The sequence below is a fragment of the Vibrio sp. SCSIO 43153 genome (assembly GCF_023716625.1).
GTDB classification, from domain to species: domain Bacteria; phylum Pseudomonadota; class Gammaproteobacteria; order Enterobacterales; family Vibrionaceae; genus Vibrio; species Vibrio rotiferianus.
Genome location: NZ_CP071856.1, coordinates 1,957,826 through 1,977,116, shown reverse-complemented (window position 1 = coordinate 1,977,116; position 19,291 = coordinate 1,957,826). Strand labels below are relative to the sequence as shown.

Below are 19,291 nucleotides of genomic sequence, written 5' to 3'. Positions count from 1 at the left end.
ACCTTGCCTCGAACATAAATAAAAAAGGCTCCCAAAGGAGCCTTTTTAACACTCGCGCAGCTCCAAAATCCAGTGAGCAGCATCGATATCACTTGAATCTATCAATTCTACCGAGGCTACCCAAATCAATACTTGTTCTGCAGAAACGAGCTAGCGAGTTGGAAGCTCCGACCGATTATGCCTCATAATTAACTTCTCCCAACAGAAATGCTGAGTTCCCTCCCCATACTCTTGCGTATTATGTCGTCCAATTCCCAATTTCCATTTTAGTAATTTGAACTTTATAGCCCTCATATGAAACAATTGACGCATTACCCACACTTGCAGGTGGTGTACTTATAGCAGGTTTGATCGCGTGTGTTCGAGAATTATATTCGTATGAAGCCGAAGAGCGGCAACGACAATGTAGTGACTAAAGCTCGAACAGGCATAACAAACTGTTCAAAAGCGATTTGCAACGCATGGCATTTTAACATGCGTTGCGTCTATTGTTTAATGCGGTATGTGGCAGCTTTGGCATTTCGTTGCTCACACCTTAGCACATGGAGTTCGTATGTTTGTAAGTGAAGCGGAAATGCAGCGAAAGCTGTCTCAATACGCAAGAAAGTTCGGAGGGTTTAGTGAAATAGTAGAAGAGCATGATTTTACTAAAGGCTCATCACTAGAAGAGGATATGATAATTGAATCCTATGACTACTGTTTGCAGTCCCTTTTCGAAACGGTGTGTCTCACTGAGGAAGAAAATATTTCTCTATTTAATAAAGAGCAGCTAAAGCCAGACTTTTTGCTGTTTGACCCCGGATTTGAAAAGTTTGTTATTGTTGAGTTGAAAAACCAGAAAAATGCTACTCGAGAGGCTGGCACAGAATTGGGAGCTTATGCAAACGCATTGAAAAGCCATTTCCCAATGATTGCTGATACAGATGTAACTTTTATTGTAATCTCTTCTGAATGGCCCACATTGCTTAGAAACTATATTTTCAATGAGATCTTTTGGCACAAGAAAAAGATACTGTGTCTTAAGCCTAAAGTTTTTAGAGATGGCCCCTTGAGTTTAGTGTGTCTCCCTCCAAGCGTGTTTTTTAAGAAAAACATCAAAACTCAGTTTGGGCCGAATAGCTTCTCTGGAATGCAATACTGTATATATGCTAAGGGCATACATCGTAGAGAGCCGATTGATGCATTAGATATGAAGTTCCCTCAAATTAAGGCATCTTTTGAAAGAATTATTAGAAAAGCTCAACAAAAAAACTCTCATGGATTTGCATTCTTATGGCAAGACCATAGAAATGGCACACTAGCTAGATATAGCATCACATTTGTAGATATCAACCCATTTGAAAAATTTCATCGAGATGTTGTAGAAATTGAAAATAGGATCACTTATAAATTATACCGATGTATTAGTGAGAATGAAGCAAGTGGGATGACTGGTTCTGCGATTGACTCAATGACAAGTGGTGATTACTTACTTGACTCCATAGCGAGTCCAAGCCCTGAAGGCTCTCACTCATGGGAAATTCTAAAGGAATTCATGCTTGATAATAGTCAACTGCTTTCATTTAAACCTTTTGGGATTATCGCTGACTTATATGAAGAGCACCTCCAGAAGTACTACGCAAAACATGGTTCAGATATGCAATATGATGATCCAGAGTTTGGGCTTTCGTTCACTGAGGCAATAATACGCACGTAGCATATTTACTATGTGTTGAGAGAAGGCTCCTTTTGGAGCCTTTTTTACATCATGTCATTTAATGCTCTAGCGTACTTTAATATCTGTCCTGCAGCCTCTAAGTCCGTTAATGCTCCTATCTCCAACAACGCGATACCAGTTAATACTTGCTGAGCTGTCACTAGCTGCCCTGTTGGAAGCTCTAATCTGTCATAGTGCATTTTGAATTGTTCCCACTGTGTGCACGAACTAAGTTCCCTGCCCTTAGTCATTCTCATCAGCCTTTTGCACTCCGGCGGTATGGTTTTTCCCTTATCCCATTCTTTGACCGTTCTCACAGTTTTTAAAGAAAGTTCAGCAGCTTGTTCGATGGATAAACCACATTCAAACTCACGAAAAATATAATTTTTAGTCATTTCGTGATACTTCATTGAATTGTCCCTCAAAAGAGGAACATATTATTAATTTTCCATATGCAACCGCATTAAACATAAGCATATATAATGCGCACTTTGTGACTTCTAGGTTTTAAGTATACCAAGATGTAAGTTATTGCCCGATTAAGCTAACACGCAGTTATAAGGTGCTTAACGTAACGCATTGTAAAATTCCATGCGTTACGTTTGCCACTAAGGCACGATCTGCATAGCTAACCATACAGCGGACAACGCTGGTTTTGTTTCACCTTCGATTTCAGCAACCACTTCTGTACTAAAGACATACTGTCCGGGCTTCCTTTCATCAACGGCTATCAACTTGGCATGCGCCCGAATACGACTATTCACTTTCACTGGATGAATAAAACGCACCTTATCGAACCCATAATTGAGACCAAGCCTAGCACCCTCCAAATGGTACCCAAAACTCTCTGCAAAATATGGAAGCATAGACAAAGATAATAAGCCATGCGCTATTGTAGATTTGAACATTGTAGCCCGTGCTTTAGCCGGATCCGTATGGATAAACAGATGATCTAAGGTACAATCTGCAAATTGATTAATTTGGTCCTGATTCACAACAAACCAATCTGTTGGCTCGATATCAACACCGATATACTTATCGATGTCATTCGTTGAGATTACTTTCATAGCTTCCTTTACGTCGAACTAGATTTTTCTATGCCGCCAAGTGTATCAAATAAGCTAACGTCAACTGGAATGACATCGAGTTGATACTCTAATCATTAAGCATATTACCCAGCGTTAGAACAGAGCTTGGAACTGTGACTAGGATCAAAGCTAAACCAACGATATATAACTCTCCTCGCCCAAATCTGGATTCGCTAGCATTCCTCAGTATCCTCTTTTACCCAAATAAGTCACAGCGTAACACGTAAGTAAAATCAAACGATGAAACTACATAAGCTGCCAATGTAAGCAAATGATCATTTATTGAAAATCTACCTGCACCAATTTCGCCTTAATCCAACTCGGCAAGACGAATTCGTCCGTTATTTTCGCATCTCAAAATCGGACCAGGCTTGAAAGCCAAATTTGATTGCAAGCACTTACTGCAGCCACTAACTCCTATTTGTCTACACTATTTGTCAGCTCATAAAGTGACGGCGTCTCTTTTAGATTTCTTCAGAACATTCTACTACTTAATTCGACAACGAAATTACACCCTGTAATTTAATTACAAGCCCGATAAATGCTTAGGTGTAAACTAGATACTTATTCCACCCTAAGTAATTGTATTTAAATAGATAACAGATAATGCCAAGCTTTAGGTAGTGTTTTTGCCTATCTATAATAGGTGGCAGTTAATCGTTGTTGGTAAAATTTTACCTGCTTATTATAGTAGAGTTTTCTTCTCTACTTTGGGGTTATTAGTGTGACGTGGTAACGAAATTCTTGTTAGAAGAAAGGTGGTGAGTTGTCTGTTTTAGTTGTGTATATGACGGGCGTAAAAAAGCAGGGTCTGTGCCCTGCTCTTCGTAATTTCTTAGTCTTGTTTCTTTGCGGCGTATTCGGCTCGAATTTGTTCGGCAACGATCTTTATCGCTTCTGCGGTACTGGTACCCTTTTGCATTAGCTCTTGAATACGTTCTACTGCTTGTTGTTGTTCTTGATGGGACAGAGGTGGTAAATCGTCAAACATAAAAAAAGCTCCTCAATGTGAGGAGCTGACTATAACGATTCAGTTAGTAGGTCGCAAGGAAATTAATCGAAGCACCCATTGCATTTTCGTTGGTATATTGAGCCGCGATATCGAGTTCAATCAGATTGAGTGGTGATAATCCAATACCTGCGGTAATCGTTCCATCCTCACTTGATCGAGCCATGTTTTTCTTATAGCCTCCGCGCAGTGCCATCTGTCTTAAAATGTCGACTTCAAAGCCAGCCCTTAGCATTTGGCTATTATCATCAAATGTTGAAAACTTTTTCTCTTCATTTAAGTCATAATCAACACTTACTGTGAAGTAGTCGGCGACGATACCTGCACCAATGGTATAGAGCGGACGCATGCTGTATTCGTACGAAGCGATTGGATCGCCATTCGGAGCTGTAAATGCTTTAGTCTTAATATCTCGACCCACTAAGTTTTTTGCAGCTAAACCTACGCGGAAAGGTCCATAAAACCAGAGAGCACCTGCATCCAAGTTGAAGATGGTGTCAGCAGTCTCATTTTCTCTTAAATCTTTTGTGTCAAACGCGGCAAAGCTACTTGCATAAGAGTATGTATAAATGCGTTGCAGTTTTGGCGTTAAACCAAAAGAAAGATGCTGATTCATGAATGTAGTGTACTTAGCAAGCGAAATACCTGCTTCGGCAACACCGATCGAAACACCACGCACATAACTGTTGTCGAGAGAACTAGCTGGTACCGAAGTGTCGACTTCAGGAGTAACAAAGGATTCAGTATACAACTTGCCGTAAGCGGTCGCAGAAAGAAACTTGTTTGGAATACCAACCGCCACTACACCGCCTAAGTCGAAGTCTAATTTAGCGTTATCGATGTTATTTAGCGAGTTAACGATTTCAGTGTCGTCGGTGAGTTTGCTAATACGATCAATTTCGTCGATCAATCCATCCTGATCGTCATAACTAATACCAAAGCTTGGTACTATCATGCCGGCGTCATCGTTTCTACGATAGATTGCTGTGAGTGCTGGGTTAAAGAAAGGTGCGGTTAGGTAAGAGGCAGATACTGTGCCTACTCCACCCATCGCATCACTGCGAGCTTCGATTGCGTATGTCGCTGCATTGGTTGAAAAAGAAAGGCATGCGCTAGTGACGCTGAGTGCTAATAGTTTGTGTTGAATCTTCATATGGGACTAATTCATTTTGCGTTATGAACTTTGTATCGACCAATATGAAGATTCTTTAGCTATTCTTCTAGGGAAAGATCATAAGTGCGGCTAATAGTTTGAGCTTGCTCAACAATTATGTCCCCTTGCCAACGTCGGCTGTTAATACCAACTGCGAGCACGTACCGATCGTTAGGGACTCCTTCTAGCTCAAGAGAGTTAGGGTAATTGGATTCGTAACTCTTTTGCCAAACTTGTTCGTACTGACCATCTACATAATCATAGAGGCCAACATTGAGTTCAGGAAGTGGACAGTGTGGATTTCTCAAGGCACTTTTTTCGACTTTCCAATTCTCTTTTGATGTCCATCGTACATATTGTGAAGAATTGGAGTCACCCAAGACTATCCATGTTCTAAAAACTCGACCATCAATGGCAACGATAGATAGGTGATAAAGACCAGCTTCGATTTTTCCTGTTAGGTTGTAGCGTTTTAGGTAACGCTTTTCATTCGCAATCGTGTTGGTAACGACGTCTTCTTGGCTTAATGAAGCGTCGGCTGAGATAGACTCATCAACCCAACGTTCAAACATGATGTCATCTAGCTCAGTCACCGCCCTAAGTTTTATAACCAAGCGGTAAGTATCGCGTCCAGGGCTCTGAATGGTTTGGCGAATGATATTAACGCCACTAATCCATTCTGGTAACGTAACCGTAGATAGTGATTTGCCACAATCCTTAGTAAGAGATTGTGCTAACAGGTCATTTAAATGCGGGGTAATAGCCTTATTCGGTTCTGACTGCCAAAGTTCCACTAGAGAAAGAAACATATCTGGCAAGTTATCTTCCAATAGATGTTGGTGGGCTTGGCTTAAAGGCGTGTTAGACGAAAACCAGTCCATACCATGGACTGGTTTCATCAAAGTTGCCGCTAATAATATTGGCAGGACTAACTTCATCGTTACGCTTTCATTTTGTAGCCAACGCCACGCAACGTTTCAATTTCAAGACCAGGCAGTTTTTGGCGAAGCTGTAGCACGTGTGTGTCTACTGTACGAGTCGTTGGGAAATGGTTGTAACCCCAAACGTGGTCCAATAGCTCGTCACGCGTAAATACACGGCCTAGGTTTGAAGCTAGGAACAACAATAAATCAAACTCAGTACGGGTTAAGGTGATAAGTTCGCCTTTAAAAAGAACCTCACGTGTTGCACGATCGATTTCGAGCTCGTTTGTAATAACTTTGTCCGCACTGCCCTGTTCTGCTGAATCAGGAGCACGAAGCTGAGCTCTAATACGAGCAAACAGTTCTGCTTCAGCAAAAGGTTTTGTTAGGTAGTCGTTTGCACCTGAGTCCAGTCCTGCGACTTTGTCTTTCACAGTAACTAATGCGGTTAATAGAATAACCGGGACATCTTTAATTTTCTTCCACTCTGGCAGAGATTCTACTGAATCACCATCCGGTAGTTGGCGATCTAGAATCACTAAATCAGCCTTTTTCCATTGTGGTTCTACATCTGAAATACGCTCCACATGCAAACACTCATACCCTGCTTGTTCAAGGCTCACAAGTAGGCCATCAGCAAGGTTTTTATCATCTTCAACGAGAAGCAGAGTCTGTTTCACAAGGTATCTCCAGTATAAATGTTGTAGGTGGACCTATCAGAGACATTTTGCCTCCCATACGTCCCATCATAGATTCGACAATAGTTAATCCCAATCCTAGGCCACTCTTACTTACAAATGGTTTTCTTAAGTGAGCCCAGTCTTTAGATGAAAGTTTCCCTTCATCGATGACACGAATGACTAATTTTTGAGCACTGGTTTCAACATCAAGTCTTACCGGTGCTTCACCATATTTAATTGCGTTTCTCAACAAGTTATCGATACAAGTACCTAGCCAGTATACGTTAATTTTGGCCGAGATATCCTGGTTGATAACAAATTGAACGGATTCGTTAAATTCTTCTTCAATCTTAAACTCTAACCACTCTTGAACAGAAGGAACCCATTCTGTTGCAAGCGGTTGGTTGTCCGATTGCAAGTAATCTTTACTTGCTTCAGCTAACTGCCTTAAACGTCTTGTATCCTCACACAAACGACGAAACTCGTCGTATACACTTTCAGGAAGACGTTCAAACTCACGCCTAAACCCCTCTACTGTTAACGATAATGAGGCGATTGGAGTTCTAAGCTCATGAGTCAAAATCTGTAAAACAAGCATTCTGCTACGTAGCTCTTGTCGCTTGCTATTCCAGCGATAAACAGCCCAACCGATAACAAGAAATATGTTGGCAATCACCAGGATGATCATGCTGATCCGCAGCACTTGCGAATGATCTTCTACATCCCAACATATATTGCCGCGTTTAACGAAGCAGCTTTTGGTTTGACTCGCTAATTTAAAAGAGAGTCCTGCGTTGGCAACGTTTTCCTGCCAGACTGACTTGGGAAATACGAAGTAGTGATCTCCTCTTCTAAGCCAAAGCTCGTTTTGTTCGATAAACATGCTCGCACCTGCGATTAAAGCGTTTATCGCGTCATCGTTCATACTCTTTAGGCTTGCGAGTAATTCATCGCCTTGCACATTCTTGCGTTCTTTAATGTGCATGTATTGCGCAAGTTTATCTTGGAGCTCTGGATACTTATCAACATACCGAGCGGCATAACTACCGCCACCGGGATGGATAAGCCCACTTCTAGAAAACCATCTTGGAGTCAGTTGCGTACCTTTACAGATAGCTCTCGTAAACACCAAAGGTTCGGTGATTAAGGGGCTCAAAGGTAGCTTACCACGGCAAGTGTTCGCTAGTTGGTACAGCTGCTGTATATCCTTCAACGGGTAATCAGCAGTTTGAGGCAACATAGAATCCGGCGACAACAGCTTAGTCGGATAATTGGATTGCAAAACCCGTATATCGTACGATTTCTCGGCCGATTGGTAGTTAAACAACTCGGTAAAAGTGTCTATTCTTTCTGGCAGTGAGTCTGCCTTCACGATTGGTGCTGCTGCTAGTATTGCGACACTAAGTAATAAACGTTTAATCAAACTGTAACCGTTGTTCGTTCCATTGCTAGAAACTATACATCATCTAAATTAAAGTTGTCATCGATACAAGTAAAGGTTTTGCATTTCTATTACATTGAATGTACAAAAAAAAGACCAGCATACGCTGGTCTTTTCAATTAATGGCAATTCCAAATTACAAAGCTTTGAAGATTGCTTCGACACTTTCTTTTGCATCACCAAACAACATTGATGTGTTTTCTTTGAAGAATAGTGGGTTTTGAACGCCAGCATAACCAGTATTCATTGAACGCTTGAATACAATGACATTTTGCGCGTTCCAAACTTCTAATACAGGCATGCCCGCAATTGGACTGTTCGGATCGTCAAGCGCTGCTGGGTTTACAGTATCGTTCGCACCAATAACCAGAACCGTATCAGTCTCAGAGAAGTCATCGTTGATCTCGTCCATCTCTAGTACGATATCGTAAGGTACTTTTGCTTCTGCCAGTAGAACGTTCATGTGACCTGGCAGACGACCTGCTACAGGGTGAATACCAAAGCGCACTTCAATACCCTGATTACGTAGTGTTTCAGTAATTTCATGCACTGGGTACTGTGCCTGAGCTACTGCCATACCGTATCCCGGAGTGATGATCACTGATTTTGAGTTCTTCAGCATTTCAGCAACTTCTTCTGCTGATGTTTCGCGGTGCTCGCCCTGCTCTTCATCACTTGAGATCACAACTTCTTGACCAAAGCCGCCAGCGATAACGCTGATGAACGATCGGTTCATTGCTTTACACATGATGTACGAAAGGATCGCACCTGAAGAACCAACTAGTGCACCTGTTACGATCAATAGGTCGTTTGCTAGCATGAAACCTGCTGCTGCTGCTGCCCAACCTGAGTATGAGTTCAGCATTGAAACCACAACCGGCATATCTGCACCACCGATCGATGCTACTAAGTGGTAACCAAACGCGAATGCAATCAACGTCATTACGATCAATGCGAACATGCTGCCGTCTGCTTTTACGAAGTAAATCATAAGAAGCGTAGAAACGACGATCGCAGCAAGGTTCATTTTGTGTTTGTGAGGCAGGTTAAGTGGCGAAGAAGAGACCGTGCCACGTAGCTTACCAAACGCTACGACTGAACCAGTGAAGGTTACCGCACCGATGAACACGCCAAGGAATACTTCCACTAGGTGAATCACATGCTCAGCGTGCATACCAGCAAGGTCAGTTGAAACTGGCGCTGGTGGCTCTAGGTAGCTGTTGTAACCTACCAATACTGCTGCCATACCTACAAAGCTGTGTAGGATAGCAACCAGTTCCGGCATTTGAGTCATTTCTACTTTCTTAGCGTAGTGGATGCCGATGCTACCACCGATGACCATCGCGATGATGACCCAAACAAACCCTTCCGCATTTGGGCTGAAGATCGTCGCAATAAGCGCAATCGCCATACCCGCAATACCGTAGTAGTTACCGTTTCTTGCCGATTCTTGTTTAGAAAGTCCCGCGAGACTTAAGATGAAAAATAGCGCAGCAATGATATATGCCGCTTGTACTAATCCTGCAGACATTTGTCACTCCTATTATCTATCTTTGCGGAACATTTCAAGCATACGTTTGGTCACGGTAAAGCCACCAAAGATATTTATGCTTGCTATGAGTACAGCAATGAATGATAGGAAGGTAACAACACCATTACCCTGACCAATTTGTAGCAACGCACCTACTACAATGATACCTGAAATCGCGTTGGTAACAGACATAAGCGGAGTATGCAGTGCGTGTGTTACGTTCCAAACTACGTAGTAACCTACCACACACGCCAGTACGAATACGGTGAAGTGAGATAGGAACGCTGCCGGAGCAACAGAAGCAACCCATGCAAAGGCACCTAAACCCACAGCAAGCGCACCAAACTTCTTCACTGGTGACGTTGGCTCCTCAACTTTAGGTTGAGGTTTAACAGGTTCTTGCGGTTTAGCTTGTGGCTGTGCAGACACCTGAATTGGTGGCGCAGGCCATGTCACTTCGCCTTCTTTTACTACTGTTACGCCACGAAGCACGACGTCTTCGAAGTCGATATTGATGTTGCCATCTTTCTCTTTGCAAAGCAGTTTTAGAAGGTTTACAAGGTTGGTTGCATAAAGCTGAGAAGATTGTGTTGGCAGTCGACCTACCATATCGGTGTAACCAACGATTTTCACGCCGTTAGCCGTGGTGATTACTTGATCTTTTACCGTGTATTCACAGTTACCACCGTTTGCGGCAGCAAGGTCAACGATCACGCTACCCGCTTTCATGCTATCCACCATTTCTTTGGTGATAAGCGTTGGCGCAGGTTTACCAGGAATCAGTGCCGTTGTGATGATGATATCAACGTCTTTCGCTTGCTCAGCGTATAGCTCTGCCGCTTTTTTGTTGAATTCATCCGACATTTCTTTCGCGTAGCCGTCACCTGAACCTGAATCTTCTTTGAAGTCTACCGTTAGGAACTCTGCGCCCATCGATTCAACTTGCTCTTTTACTTCAGGACGAACGTCAAAAGAGCGAACGATAGCGCCAAGGCTACCAGCAGCGCCGATAGCAGCAAGACCTGCTACACCTGCACCTGCAACCAGTACTTTCGCTGGCGGTACTTTACCTGCTGCGGTAATTTGACCGGTGAAGAATCGACCGAATTCATGAGCGGCTTCAACCACTGCGCGGTAACCAGCAATGTTCGCCATAGAAGAAAGTGCGTCTAATGCTTGCGCACGAGAGATACGAGGAACCGCGTCCATTGCGAGAACGTTAATGTTCTTGCTAGAGAGCTGTTCCATTAACTCTGCATTTTGAGCAGGCCAAATAAAGCTGACTAGTGTCGCACCGTCTTGTAGTAATGCGATTTCATCAATGCCATTTTCTTCATCCACGATTGGCGCATTAACTTTAAGAATTAAGCCTGATGTCCATACTTCTTCACTAGAAACAATTTTCGCACCTGCTGCTTCATAAGCTGCATTGTCGAAACTGGCTAGCACCCCCGCTTGAGATTCGATTGCGACATCGAATCCCAATTTAATTAGCTGCTCAACCGACTTAGGCGATGCAGCTACCCGCGATTCACCCGCGAGTATTTCTCTAGGTACACCGATTTGCAAAACGCATACTCCTTGTATACATATCAATAATTAGTCCCAAAACAGAGCAATGCTCTACTCTAATTCTTTTTTATTTCTATCTGTTCACTACGCAAGAAAACGCAAACGAATGATGGTGTTTGGGGTCACCCATTTGCACTGCCACTTCTCGCCTCACAGTCCGTTATTATTCTGTTTTTAGCGAACGTCAATCGTGACTTCAAGTATTTTGTAATAAAAATACTAAATTTCATTACATATAACGTCTAGTAATGAATAATTCTCTACTTCAACCTGAAAAATAACAACGACTGACTTTACTAAGCAGAGGTCTAACCAGATGAGTGCTAACCGCTTATTTAACAAATATTTAAGTAAATAAAAAAAGAGTCATCAGCATATACACTAATGACTCTCTTTTTGATGATTCGTATCAAGTTGGAGTGAATTGTTAATCGAAGATCTTTTCACCCATTTGGTCGATAAACATCTGCGACTTTTTCAACATCAACTCATTGGCATCTTGTTCTGAACCCAACAAGTCAGACCGAATGAAACGGTGTGACTTCACTTCCCCTTCGAAAGCTTTTTCAATGCGGCCTGCAATACGATATTGACCTCCTTCTGAAATGCTCTCTTGGTAGATTAGATAGCCTTTGTATTCGACAGGCTCAACAGTTTTTACCTCAGCAGACTTTTGACTGCCACCAAACAAGCGTGAAAAAAATCCCACGACTCCTCCTTGGTTTTTCTCTGCGTCTCTTACAATAGTCAGAGACAAACTAGAATTACTTAATGTTGATGTTGAGGATTGGTTTTTCAAACCAATCCAGTTCTTGTTCTTCATCATAACTGGTGTGGGTCAATATGACCGGAACTTCGTGGTCGCGATTCTCACGTCGGTCCTCACGAATCATAGCAGCTGCATTTTCAACGGCCACATCGACACTTAGCTTAAACTGAGTCAGCTTGCTTTCAGGTAACGCCGACAAGAAGTCGATATCATGACGGATGTAGACAGGCTTTAGCTGGATCAATGCGAGACACGCGATATCAGCTAATTGTTCGTTATCGAATTGCTCAACATAGACGTCTGAAGCTAACACCTGGCCAACTAATGTTTCCATATAATTGTGTACGTCTGAACTGATTTGCATCAACTTTCTCCTTTAGGCAACAGACCTAAAGTATAGCAGTCGATAAAGCCCTGCAACTCATTGATTGGTCTAAATTTAGTCAACCTCTCCATTTTTGTGTTAATACGTCCTAAAATACTTGGAAAATCCGCAAATAAACGTATTCTTGTTAGTTTCGAGTCTGTGATAATTAATACCTAATTTAAAGCATTAAACAAGATTCATAATTTATTTGAATAACATACGATTAAGATAAGGTTTTGAACTGTAGATGGTTTCATCTTTAATGACCTCTCCCGCTTTTCGCTTTCTGTTCCCACTCCTGTTACTGGGAGCTGTCAGCTTGGGCATGGATAATATTATTGAAATGACCAGAGCGAACTGGGGCATAGCATCAAACCTACCTTATATCTTACTTAGCTGTGCGTTGATCATGTGCTACTCGTTCAAACAAGGGCGAGAGTCTATGGTGTGCATTAGCATGATTTTTGCCTATTTCATTATTCAAACTCGGTTGCAAGTTCCGTTGCACGTTGGCACAACGTTGCTTGAACTGGCCATTTTGACATGCCTGTTACCTGTCTCTTTTTTAGCTGTATTTTTATTTAGTAAAGAAGGGTTCAACTCAAAATCGACCGCAGCGTACGTCTTTATGCTGTTTATGTTTTCTTTTTGGTCTTACATCACGCTTATTTATTATGTCGAGGGTGGGTTTGATGAATGGACTGCGGGTTCTTTGTTTATCGTACCGAGTGTGTCGAAGTTACCCTTCGTTTTAGTGCTGTATTGCTTTGCTCTTGCTTGCTTCCTAGGAATCCTTGTTCTCAAAAAAAATAGAATCATTCACGCGATCACCTATTCGGCCATGGTGTTAGCCACTGCAACTTTTGTGTTTTTTGATGTTCAGTACATATCTAGTACCATGTTTACTTTGTCTGGACTCTTGATCATCATCTATTCTACCTCTGCGAGCCATCAACTTGCGTTTACCGATAGCTTAACGCTGATTCCAAGTCGCCGAGCTTTAGATCTTGACCTGAAACACACCGGACGAAAGTTCACAATTGCAATGCTGGATGTTGACCATTTTAAAAAGTTCAACGACACCTATGGCCATGACACAGGTGACGACGTGTTAAAAATGGTAGCAGCTCGGTTGGGCAAAACGCAGGGTGGTGCCAAGGTTTACCGATTCGGCGGAGAAGAGTTTACCATCGTCTTTAAAGGTAAATTCGCAGAAGACTGTGAAGAATTTATTGAAGAAACTCGTGAGTCCATTGCACAGTATGAAATGGTACTTCGAGATCAAGACGGCCGCCCTGACGATCATAAAGAAGGTAAAAAGCAACGCGGCAAGGCGTCCGAAAAAAGAGGTGTGGTAAGTGTAACAGCAAGCTTTGGTGTCGCTGATAGCCGCAGTGCCCGCAACCCCTCAGATGTCATTAAGCTCGCAGATGAAGCCCTGTATAAGGCCAAAAAAGCTGGGCGAAATTGCGTTAAATTCTGCCGAACTTAATGGCCTTTTTCAAAATGAGTGATGATACTAAACCTAATTACACCTGATTGAAAAACATAACCAAGCTGCCACCCTTAAAAGCACTACCATAGTTTAGACTCATGCCTACTCCCATGTTGATAACAAATGGAATTTTAATTGGTGGTGTCATTAGCCATCCCATACTAGCCTCATAGTAATGATCTGTATTGAGAGGTCTTTTCGTATCCCCTCCGATATCAACACGATTAAAACTAGTGTAGAAAGATTGAACCATGTTTTGCCAAATCGCTAAGCGATAAAAAACCTTTACCCCATTCACCCAATACCAACCCTCTGGGTTAATCAAAGTGTCAACGCCACCAAGGTTTGCTCCAAATCCATTGAAATAGTGCGGAGAAGACCATAAATACCATTGCTCAAACTGCCCGTAAGGGCTATATCTTAGCGTTGCATTGAGCTCCGCAACCATCGCCAATGAACTGGTATTAACGTATACACCATCTATTTCGCTTTAGTAATCTTCAAGCGCATTGCTTTGATAGCGGTAATCATTTTGGTAGTACATTAGGTGTGTGCCTGCTGCACCGCTCAAAATGAAGCTGCAATTTAAATATGCTTCTTGCTCGACTTCTAAATATCCACCCAAGACAAACTCATCTAGATCATCAGGCTTAGTTGCATCCAATGCATATACCTCCTGGTTACCGCTAAGCAGGTATCCACGTCCATTGACTTTGGTTTGATATGGTGAATATCGATTATGGCCAACTGGAACACTAAACGGTAGCGACATCACTGAAAGCTGCTTACGGAGCTCTACGGATTCACTGCTACCCGACAGGTCTTCATCTAGGTTTAGATATTCATTAGGATCAAAATTTGAAAAACCGAAAGTAAACACTTCACTATCCGAAAGTACGATACTTGCCGCATAGTTATAATCGAATTCTTTCTCAAGTTGCTTTTGAATGGAGCTGGAGTGAGATGAAGTTGAAGCGAAAATCATCGCTAAATAAGCCAACTTACGCATGAGTCTTTAATATTGACAAGAGTCATCCGATGACGAAGGTTATGTGCTTATGTTCCTATGAGCCGAAATGGGGCGCGATTTTGGCTCGAATAAGTGATTAATGCAATGGTTTTCTTTGCGTATTTATTACTCTTGATTGAAGAACAATACTAAACTGCCTCCCCTTAGCGCACTGCCATAGTTCACGGTGATTCCAAGGCCAATGTTATCTATCCAGTCAGACTTAAATGGCGGCGTCATTAACCACCCAACACTTGCTTCATAATAGTGTGAGGTATTCATTGGTTTGCTTGTGTCTCCTCCCACATCAACGCGATTAAAACTCGTATAGATCGACTGAACGGTGCGGCCAACTTTGGTAAAGTCATAGAAGAGTTTTACGCCATTTACCCAATACCATCCTTCTGGATTGCCGATATCACCGTTATTGCCGTCGCCCCAGCCTGTACCATAAAAATAATGTGGTGAAGACCAAACATACCACTTGCCCCAGTTTACGGTGTCTTTGTATTTCAGCTCTGCGTTTATCTCTCCAATCAAAGCCCATGCATCGGTATTAAGATAGATGCCTTCTAGGTAAGGCTTAAGCTCATCAAGAGCATCACTACGATATTCATACTGGTTACGATAATACATGAGATGTGCACCAGCAGCTGCAGTGAACGTTATATGGTCAGATAGCTTGTTTTTGCGCTCTACCTCGCTGTATGCACCAAGAATCCACTCTTTGTTTCTGTCTGGAGTTTTACTTTCGTTCAAATGAACGTCTTGGTCGATGCCCAAAACATAGAGACGCCCTTTCAAGCTGTACTGAGTAAGAGATTCATCGTCTTCAGTGAGGGATAGATGATAAGGGAGTGTAGAAAGCGCAACCTGCTTTCTTAAATCAACGGAGTCTTGAGTCCCAATATCTTCGTTGTCGATGTTGAGATATTTATTTGGATCAAAGTCATGAAAGCCAAGGTTAAATACATCGCTATCAGACAACACAATGCCTATTGCAAAATTACGCTCAAATTCCTTTTGTAATGTGTCTTGTACTGGACTAGCGTGAGAAATGGTCGAAATTAGTGACAACGTCACCACAAAATACTTCATTATTTGTCTAACTTAACTTGCGTTTACCACTGTGTATGTATTTCTACCGCGAGATTTTGAAGTATATAGTGCTCGGTCCGCTGTTGCGTAGAGATCGACAATATTTTCCTTACCCGTGGCCTGGAAAACAAACACCCCTTGTGACACGGTCACGAACGGTTCAACACTCGAATACTCATGCTTATACTCTAAGTACTGTATTGCTTTATGAATACGCTCGGCTTCTTTTTCTGCTCCGTTGGCGTCCGTCCCACCAAGTAAAATGACAAACTCTTCGCCACCATATCTACCTACATATTCTCCCGATCGGCTGAATGTCGCTTTTAGTTGATTTGCTAACGCTTGAAGGCAGCGGTCACCTTCAATATGGCCATAGTTATCGTTAAAAGGCTTGAAAAAGTCTACATCTAACAGGATAAGCGCCATAGATTCACCACGCCTCCCATGCCAAGCCACCATATCTGTTAATTGCTGGTCTATATAGCGTCTGTTATAAAGCTTAGTAAGCCCATCTTCGTTTGCTTGCTGCTGTAAGAGCTCGTTAACTGTCTCTAGCTGCGCCGTGGTCTGCTTTAGCTCTCTTCTCATATGAGCAATGCGCTGCATTGCGATAAGCTTTGAATTAAGGACAATCTTGTCTACGGGCTTAATCAGGTAATCATCCCCCCCGGCATCAATTGCTTTTGCAATCATTTCAGGTTCTTCGTGACTACTCAAAAATATGATTGGGATCCAATCTGGAAAGGCTTCTCTGATATGAAGCGAGACTTCAAAACCATTCATGTCTGGCATGGCAATATCAAGAAGGATTAGCTCTGGGTCAAAGCTTTCATATTCATTCAAAGCTTCTAGACCGCTTCCTACGGCTTTAACAACGTGTCCGAGCTGCTTTAACCTAATCGCCAACTGCATTCTATCAAGTTGTACATCATCAACGAGTAGAATGCGCATCGATGTTCCTAGTGGCTGCATACCATGGTCCATTTCTAGTTGTTTATTAAACGTATACCATATGAAAGTGGTATGTGCATTACTACCCTCACTAATCTGCGAGATTTTTGCGACTTTATCACGTAATCAAGAGGTCGTTATGGTAGCTATTTGATGAATTTGGTATTAATATTCCCGCCTTTTGTAACGAGAGACACACCATGTCAGAAGCAACTAACAACGAAAGCAAAAAAATCGATCTAGAAACCATTTCTCCTGAACTACGCAAAGTTATTGAATTTGACGAAGTACCTGAGCAAATGTTCGAGATGGTTACCTCTATCCATGAAGTGTCTGAAGAAGCTGTACGTGCATCTTGGGATGAAATGCCAGCAAGTGCACAAAACATTCTGGACAACTTTGAACAATTCCACGCTCTAGTGACTGTAGGTCAAGCATTTGCAGGTCTAAATGTAATGGAAGAGTTCCCGACTCTAAATCTGCCAGAAAACATGACAGACGAAGACAAAGAAGAATACCGTTCTCAACTGTTAGACAATGTCCTACACAACTGTGTAAAAGACATGGTTAAGCAGCTTAAGAAAGCGCGTCGTGACCCTCTTCTTAAACGTGAATTCAAAGAAGTATTCGAAAAGTAATTTCAATACTGAGTTTAAAGTAAAGGCCGCAGATGCGGCCTTTTTTATGTGCATAATTCGCGAAATTTAATGATGTGCTAATGCTATATCTCGTTGCGTGACACTCACACCTTTTACTTGCGCATAAACCGCATCACCAACTTTCAGGCTCAGATCATCCAATGCCCATGGAGTGATGGTAGCCCATAGGTGGCATTCTTCATCTAACTTGAGTGATACTGTGATACTTTGCTTGTCTTCACCTGTATTAATCTCTTCTATAGATGCGACGGTCGCTGTTAACACGTTACGTATCGATGTAGATACAGGTTTCTCTATCGCGATAGATACGTCGTTTGCACGCACTTGAAGCCGAATTGGTGTATCTGGCTCTCCATCGACTTTTTGAACCCACAAACAAGCGCTCGGTGCGAGCTTTACGCACGTCAGCGCGTATTTATCGTGGTGCGTCGCGATCTTTCCTTCGAATAAGCTACTGTGGTCTGAGAATGACTGCCAAGGACGCATGGCATGAGATGCCCACACATCCTCTAACTTACCTGACATCATGATTCGCCCCCTATCGAGAATTGACAGATGCTGCGCCAAACGAAGAATCTCTTGCAAACTATGCGTGACATAGACGATTGGAATATTGACCTGTTCAGATAACTCTTCCAAAAATGGCATCACTTCTCGCTTACGGGGCATATCCAACGAAGCCAAAGGTTCATCCATCAATAGCAGATTAGGTTTCGAAAGGAGCGCTCTCGCGATTGCTACACGCTGTTTCTCACCACCGGATAAAGAGATTGGAAAGCGTTTCAATAGCGGTGTAATAGCGAGTAACTCTGTCACTTTATCGAAGTAATCATCATCTTTTTCGACTACGCCGTAGAGTAAGTTGCCTTTCACGGAGTAATGCGGAAACAAGCGAGAGTCTTGGAATACATAGCCAATCTTGCGCTTGTGTGTCGGTAAATTAATTCCGGCATCACTATCGAAAAGAACGTGTTCACCAATCGACACTTTACCTTGCTTTGGCGTCACCAACCCGCTGATAACGTTGATTAGTGTGGTCTTTCCGGCACCAGAACGGCCAAACAATGCGCTTATTCCATTACCCGGTAACGATAAGGCGATATCAAAATTAGTTTCACCAAGTGATTGTTTAAATTGAATTTCTATACTCATCGTTTAGCTCCCAGTCTCGCAGCAGCTTTGCGATTTAACCATTCTGATATCATTAATGTCGAGAGAGCCAAAGCAATAGAAATGATGCATAAGCGCGCGGCTTCCATCTCTGCTCCCGGCGTTTCGATAAAGTTGTACATCGCCAAAGGAATGGTTTGGGTCTCACCGGGAATGTTAGAAACAAAACTGATTGTAGCTCCAAATTCGCCTAAGCTGCGAGCGAAAGAAAGCATCGTACCTGTGATAATACCTGGGATCGTTAAAGGCAAAGTGATAGTAAGGAAGACCTTTAAAGGTGATGCGCCTAGTGTCGATGCGGCATGTTCGAGCTTAGGATCAACGTTATCTAAGCTGAGGCGAACTGAACGCACCATCAAAGGCAACGCGACAACAATACACGCGACAACAGCCCCCTTCCAGTTGAAGCTGAACACCAAACCAAAGTGTTCATAAAGCCAACTGCCAAGAAACCCCTGTCGGCCTAATGAGATCAGCAATAGATAACCAATCACAACTGGCGGCAATACCAATGGTAAATGGATCAGACTGTCGAGAATGGATTTACCGATAAACTGTTTTCGAGAAAGTAACCAAGCCAGAGCAATGCCCAATGGTATTAACCAAACGACGGCATAGGCACCAACTTTTAGGCTTAGTATTAAGGCTTGGTATTCAAGTTCTGTCACTCTGTGCCCTTT

Annotated in this window: 18 protein-coding genes and 1 pseudogene; 3 read left to right on the top strand and 16 right to left on the bottom strand. The window is 42.5% G+C overall.

The annotated features are described in order from the left end of the window. Positions 1-553: 553 nt before the first annotated feature. Complete coding sequence (locus J4N37_RS25060; RefSeq protein ID WP_252042737.1) at positions 554-1,696, top strand: hypothetical protein; 1,143 nt, start codon at positions 554-556, stop codon at positions 1,694-1,696. Positions 1,697-1,740: 44 nt separating this feature from the next. Here J4N37_RS25060 and J4N37_RS25055 read toward each other — a convergent pair whose 3' ends face one another. The 11 genes from J4N37_RS25055 to J4N37_RS25005 all read right to left on the bottom strand — a co-directional run bounded on the left by J4N37_RS25055 (position 1,741) and on the right by J4N37_RS25005 (position 12,226). Next, complete coding sequence (locus J4N37_RS25055; protein WP_252042736.1) at positions 1,741-2,106, bottom strand: regulator; 366 nt, start codon at positions 2,104-2,106, stop codon at positions 1,741-1,743. A 198-nt stretch (positions 2,107-2,304) separates the two neighbouring features. Beyond that, positions 2,305-2,763 (bottom strand): MaoC family dehydratase, encoded by a 459-nt coding sequence (locus J4N37_RS25050; RefSeq protein WP_252042735.1) that lies wholly within the window; start codon positions 2,761-2,763, stop codon positions 2,305-2,307. An 856-nt stretch (positions 2,764-3,619) separates the two neighbouring features. After that, positions 3,620-3,775, bottom strand: a complete 156-nt coding sequence (locus J4N37_RS25045; protein ID WP_005427041.1) for a YoaH family protein — start codon at positions 3,773-3,775, stop codon at positions 3,620-3,622. A gap of 43 nt (positions 3,776-3,818) precedes the next feature. Further along, positions 3,819-4,946, bottom strand: coding sequence for a conjugal transfer protein TraF (locus tag J4N37_RS25040; protein WP_182025258.1), 1,128 nt, complete (start codon positions 4,944-4,946; stop codon positions 3,819-3,821). A 59-nt stretch (positions 4,947-5,005) separates the two neighbouring features. Beyond that, on the bottom strand, positions 5,006-5,884 hold the full coding sequence (locus tag J4N37_RS25035; RefSeq protein WP_252042733.1) for a DUF2861 family protein: 879 nt from the start codon (positions 5,882-5,884) through the stop codon (positions 5,006-5,008). A 2-nt stretch (positions 5,885-5,886) separates the two neighbouring features. Further along, entirely contained in the window at positions 5,887-6,549 is a 663-nt protein-coding gene (gene vxrB, locus J4N37_RS25030; RefSeq protein ID WP_010451776.1) for a response regulator transcription factor VxrB, read from the bottom strand. After that, on the bottom strand, positions 6,524-7,972 hold the full coding sequence (gene vxrA, locus J4N37_RS25025; RefSeq protein ID WP_071236343.1) for a sensor histidine kinase VxrA: 1,449 nt from the start codon (positions 7,970-7,972) through the stop codon (positions 6,524-6,526). Before vxrA ends, vxrB begins: the two co-directional genes overlap by 26 nt. Before the next feature lie 154 nt (positions 7,973-8,126). After that, on the bottom strand, positions 8,127-9,521 hold the full coding sequence (pntB, locus tag J4N37_RS25020; RefSeq protein WP_252042732.1) for a Re/Si-specific NAD(P)(+) transhydrogenase subunit beta: 1,395 nt from the start codon (positions 9,519-9,521) through the stop codon (positions 8,127-8,129). Between the two features lie 12 nt (positions 9,522-9,533). Next, positions 9,534-11,090: a Re/Si-specific NAD(P)(+) transhydrogenase subunit alpha gene (locus J4N37_RS25015; RefSeq protein WP_252042731.1), complete on the bottom strand. Its 1,557-nt coding sequence runs from the start codon at positions 11,088-11,090 to the stop codon at positions 9,534-9,536. A 430-nt stretch (positions 11,091-11,520) separates the two neighbouring features. Further along, a complete protein-coding gene (locus tag J4N37_RS25010) occupies positions 11,521-11,802 on the bottom strand; it encodes an HlyU family transcriptional regulator (protein WP_010451768.1) in 282 nt (93 codons plus the stop codon). A 55-nt stretch (positions 11,803-11,857) separates the two neighbouring features. Beyond that, on the bottom strand, positions 11,858-12,226 hold the full coding sequence (locus J4N37_RS25005) for a late competence development ComFB family protein (RefSeq protein ID WP_010451766.1): 369 nt from the start codon (positions 12,224-12,226) through the stop codon (positions 11,858-11,860). 250 nt (positions 12,227-12,476) lie between these two features. On the opposite strand from J4N37_RS25005, the gene J4N37_RS25000 reads away from it, so the two are divergent. Next, positions 12,477-13,721 carry a GGDEF domain-containing protein gene (locus J4N37_RS25000; RefSeq protein ID WP_010451764.1) on the top strand — a complete coding sequence of 415 codons (1,245 nt, stop codon included), beginning with the start codon at positions 12,477-12,479 and terminating at the stop codon, positions 13,719-13,721. 37 nt (positions 13,722-13,758) lie between these two features. Here J4N37_RS25000 and J4N37_RS24995 read toward each other — a convergent pair. From J4N37_RS24995 to J4N37_RS24985, 3 genes and pseudogenes are all read right to left on the bottom strand, one after another. Beyond that, a pseudogene (locus J4N37_RS24995) lies at positions 13,759-14,733 on the bottom strand (Solitary outer membrane autotransporter beta-barrel domain). A 126-nt stretch (positions 14,734-14,859) separates the two neighbouring features. After that, complete coding sequence (locus J4N37_RS24990; protein WP_082038737.1) at positions 14,860-15,831, bottom strand: Solitary outer membrane autotransporter beta-barrel domain; 972 nt, start codon at positions 15,829-15,831, stop codon at positions 14,860-14,862. A gap of 12 nt (positions 15,832-15,843) precedes the next feature. Next, positions 15,844-16,803 (bottom strand): GGDEF domain-containing response regulator, encoded by a 960-nt coding sequence (locus J4N37_RS24985; RefSeq protein ID WP_045388746.1) that lies wholly within the window; start codon positions 16,801-16,803, stop codon positions 15,844-15,846. Between the two features lie 179 nt (positions 16,804-16,982). Here J4N37_RS24985 and J4N37_RS24980 point away from each other — a divergent pair, with 179 nt between their 5' ends. Then, entirely contained in the window at positions 16,983-17,420 is a 438-nt protein-coding gene (locus J4N37_RS24980; protein WP_010451758.1) for a DUF3069 domain-containing protein, read from the top strand. A gap of 66 nt (positions 17,421-17,486) precedes the next feature. On the opposite strand, the gene modC is transcribed toward J4N37_RS24980, so the two are convergent. Further along, the gene (modC, locus tag J4N37_RS24975) at positions 17,487-18,593 is read right to left on the bottom strand and encodes a molybdenum ABC transporter ATP-binding protein ModC (protein ID WP_252042730.1); all 1,107 of its coding nucleotides are present in this window, start codon (positions 18,591-18,593) and stop codon (positions 17,487-17,489) included. Continuing rightward, entirely contained in the window at positions 18,590-19,279 is a 690-nt protein-coding gene (gene modB / locus J4N37_RS24970; RefSeq protein WP_252042729.1) for a molybdate ABC transporter permease subunit, read from the bottom strand. Before modB ends, modC begins: the two co-directional genes overlap by 4 nt. Positions 19,280-19,291: the final 12 nt, after the last annotated feature.

Coding starts and splice junctions, on each gene's coding strand:
- J4N37_RS25000 (WP_010451764.1), top strand. CDS start 12,477: ATGGTTTCATCTTTAATGACCTCTCCCGCTTTTCGCTTTCTGTTCCCA.
- pntB (WP_252042732.1), bottom strand. CDS start 9,521: ATGTCTGCAGGATTAGTACAAGCGGCATATATCATTGCTGCGCTATTT.
- modC (WP_252042730.1), bottom strand. CDS start 18,593: ATGAGTATAGAAATTCAATTTAAACAATCACTTGGTGAAACTAATTTT.
- J4N37_RS25045 (WP_005427041.1), bottom strand. CDS start 3,775: ATGTTTGACGATTTACCACCTCTGTCCCATCAAGAACAACAACAAGCA.
- J4N37_RS25040 (WP_182025258.1), bottom strand. CDS start 4,946: ATGAAGATTCAACACAAACTATTAGCACTCAGCGTCACTAGCGCATGC.
- J4N37_RS24990 (WP_082038737.1), bottom strand. CDS start 15,831: ATGAAGTATTTTGTGGTGACGTTGTCACTAATTTCGACCATTTCTCAC.
- J4N37_RS25005 (WP_010451766.1), bottom strand. CDS start 12,226: ATGCAAATCAGTTCAGACGTACACAATTATATGGAAACATTAGTTGGC.
- J4N37_RS25055 (WP_252042736.1), bottom strand. CDS start 2,106: ATGAAGTATCACGAAATGACTAAAAATTATATTTTTCGTGAGTTTGAA.
- J4N37_RS24980 (WP_010451758.1), top strand. CDS start 16,983: ATGTCAGAAGCAACTAACAACGAAAGCAAAAAAATCGATCTAGAAACC.
- J4N37_RS25050 (WP_252042735.1), bottom strand. CDS start 2,763: ATGAAAGTAATCTCAACGAATGACATCGATAAGTATATCGGTGTTGAT.
- J4N37_RS25060 (WP_252042737.1), top strand. CDS start 554: ATGTTTGTAAGTGAAGCGGAAATGCAGCGAAAGCTGTCTCAATACGCA.
- J4N37_RS25035 (WP_252042733.1), bottom strand. CDS start 5,884: ATGAAGTTAGTCCTGCCAATATTATTAGCGGCAACTTTGATGAAACCA.
- J4N37_RS24985 (WP_045388746.1), bottom strand. CDS start 16,803: ATGCAGCCACTAGGAACATCGATGCGCATTCTACTCGTTGATGATGTA.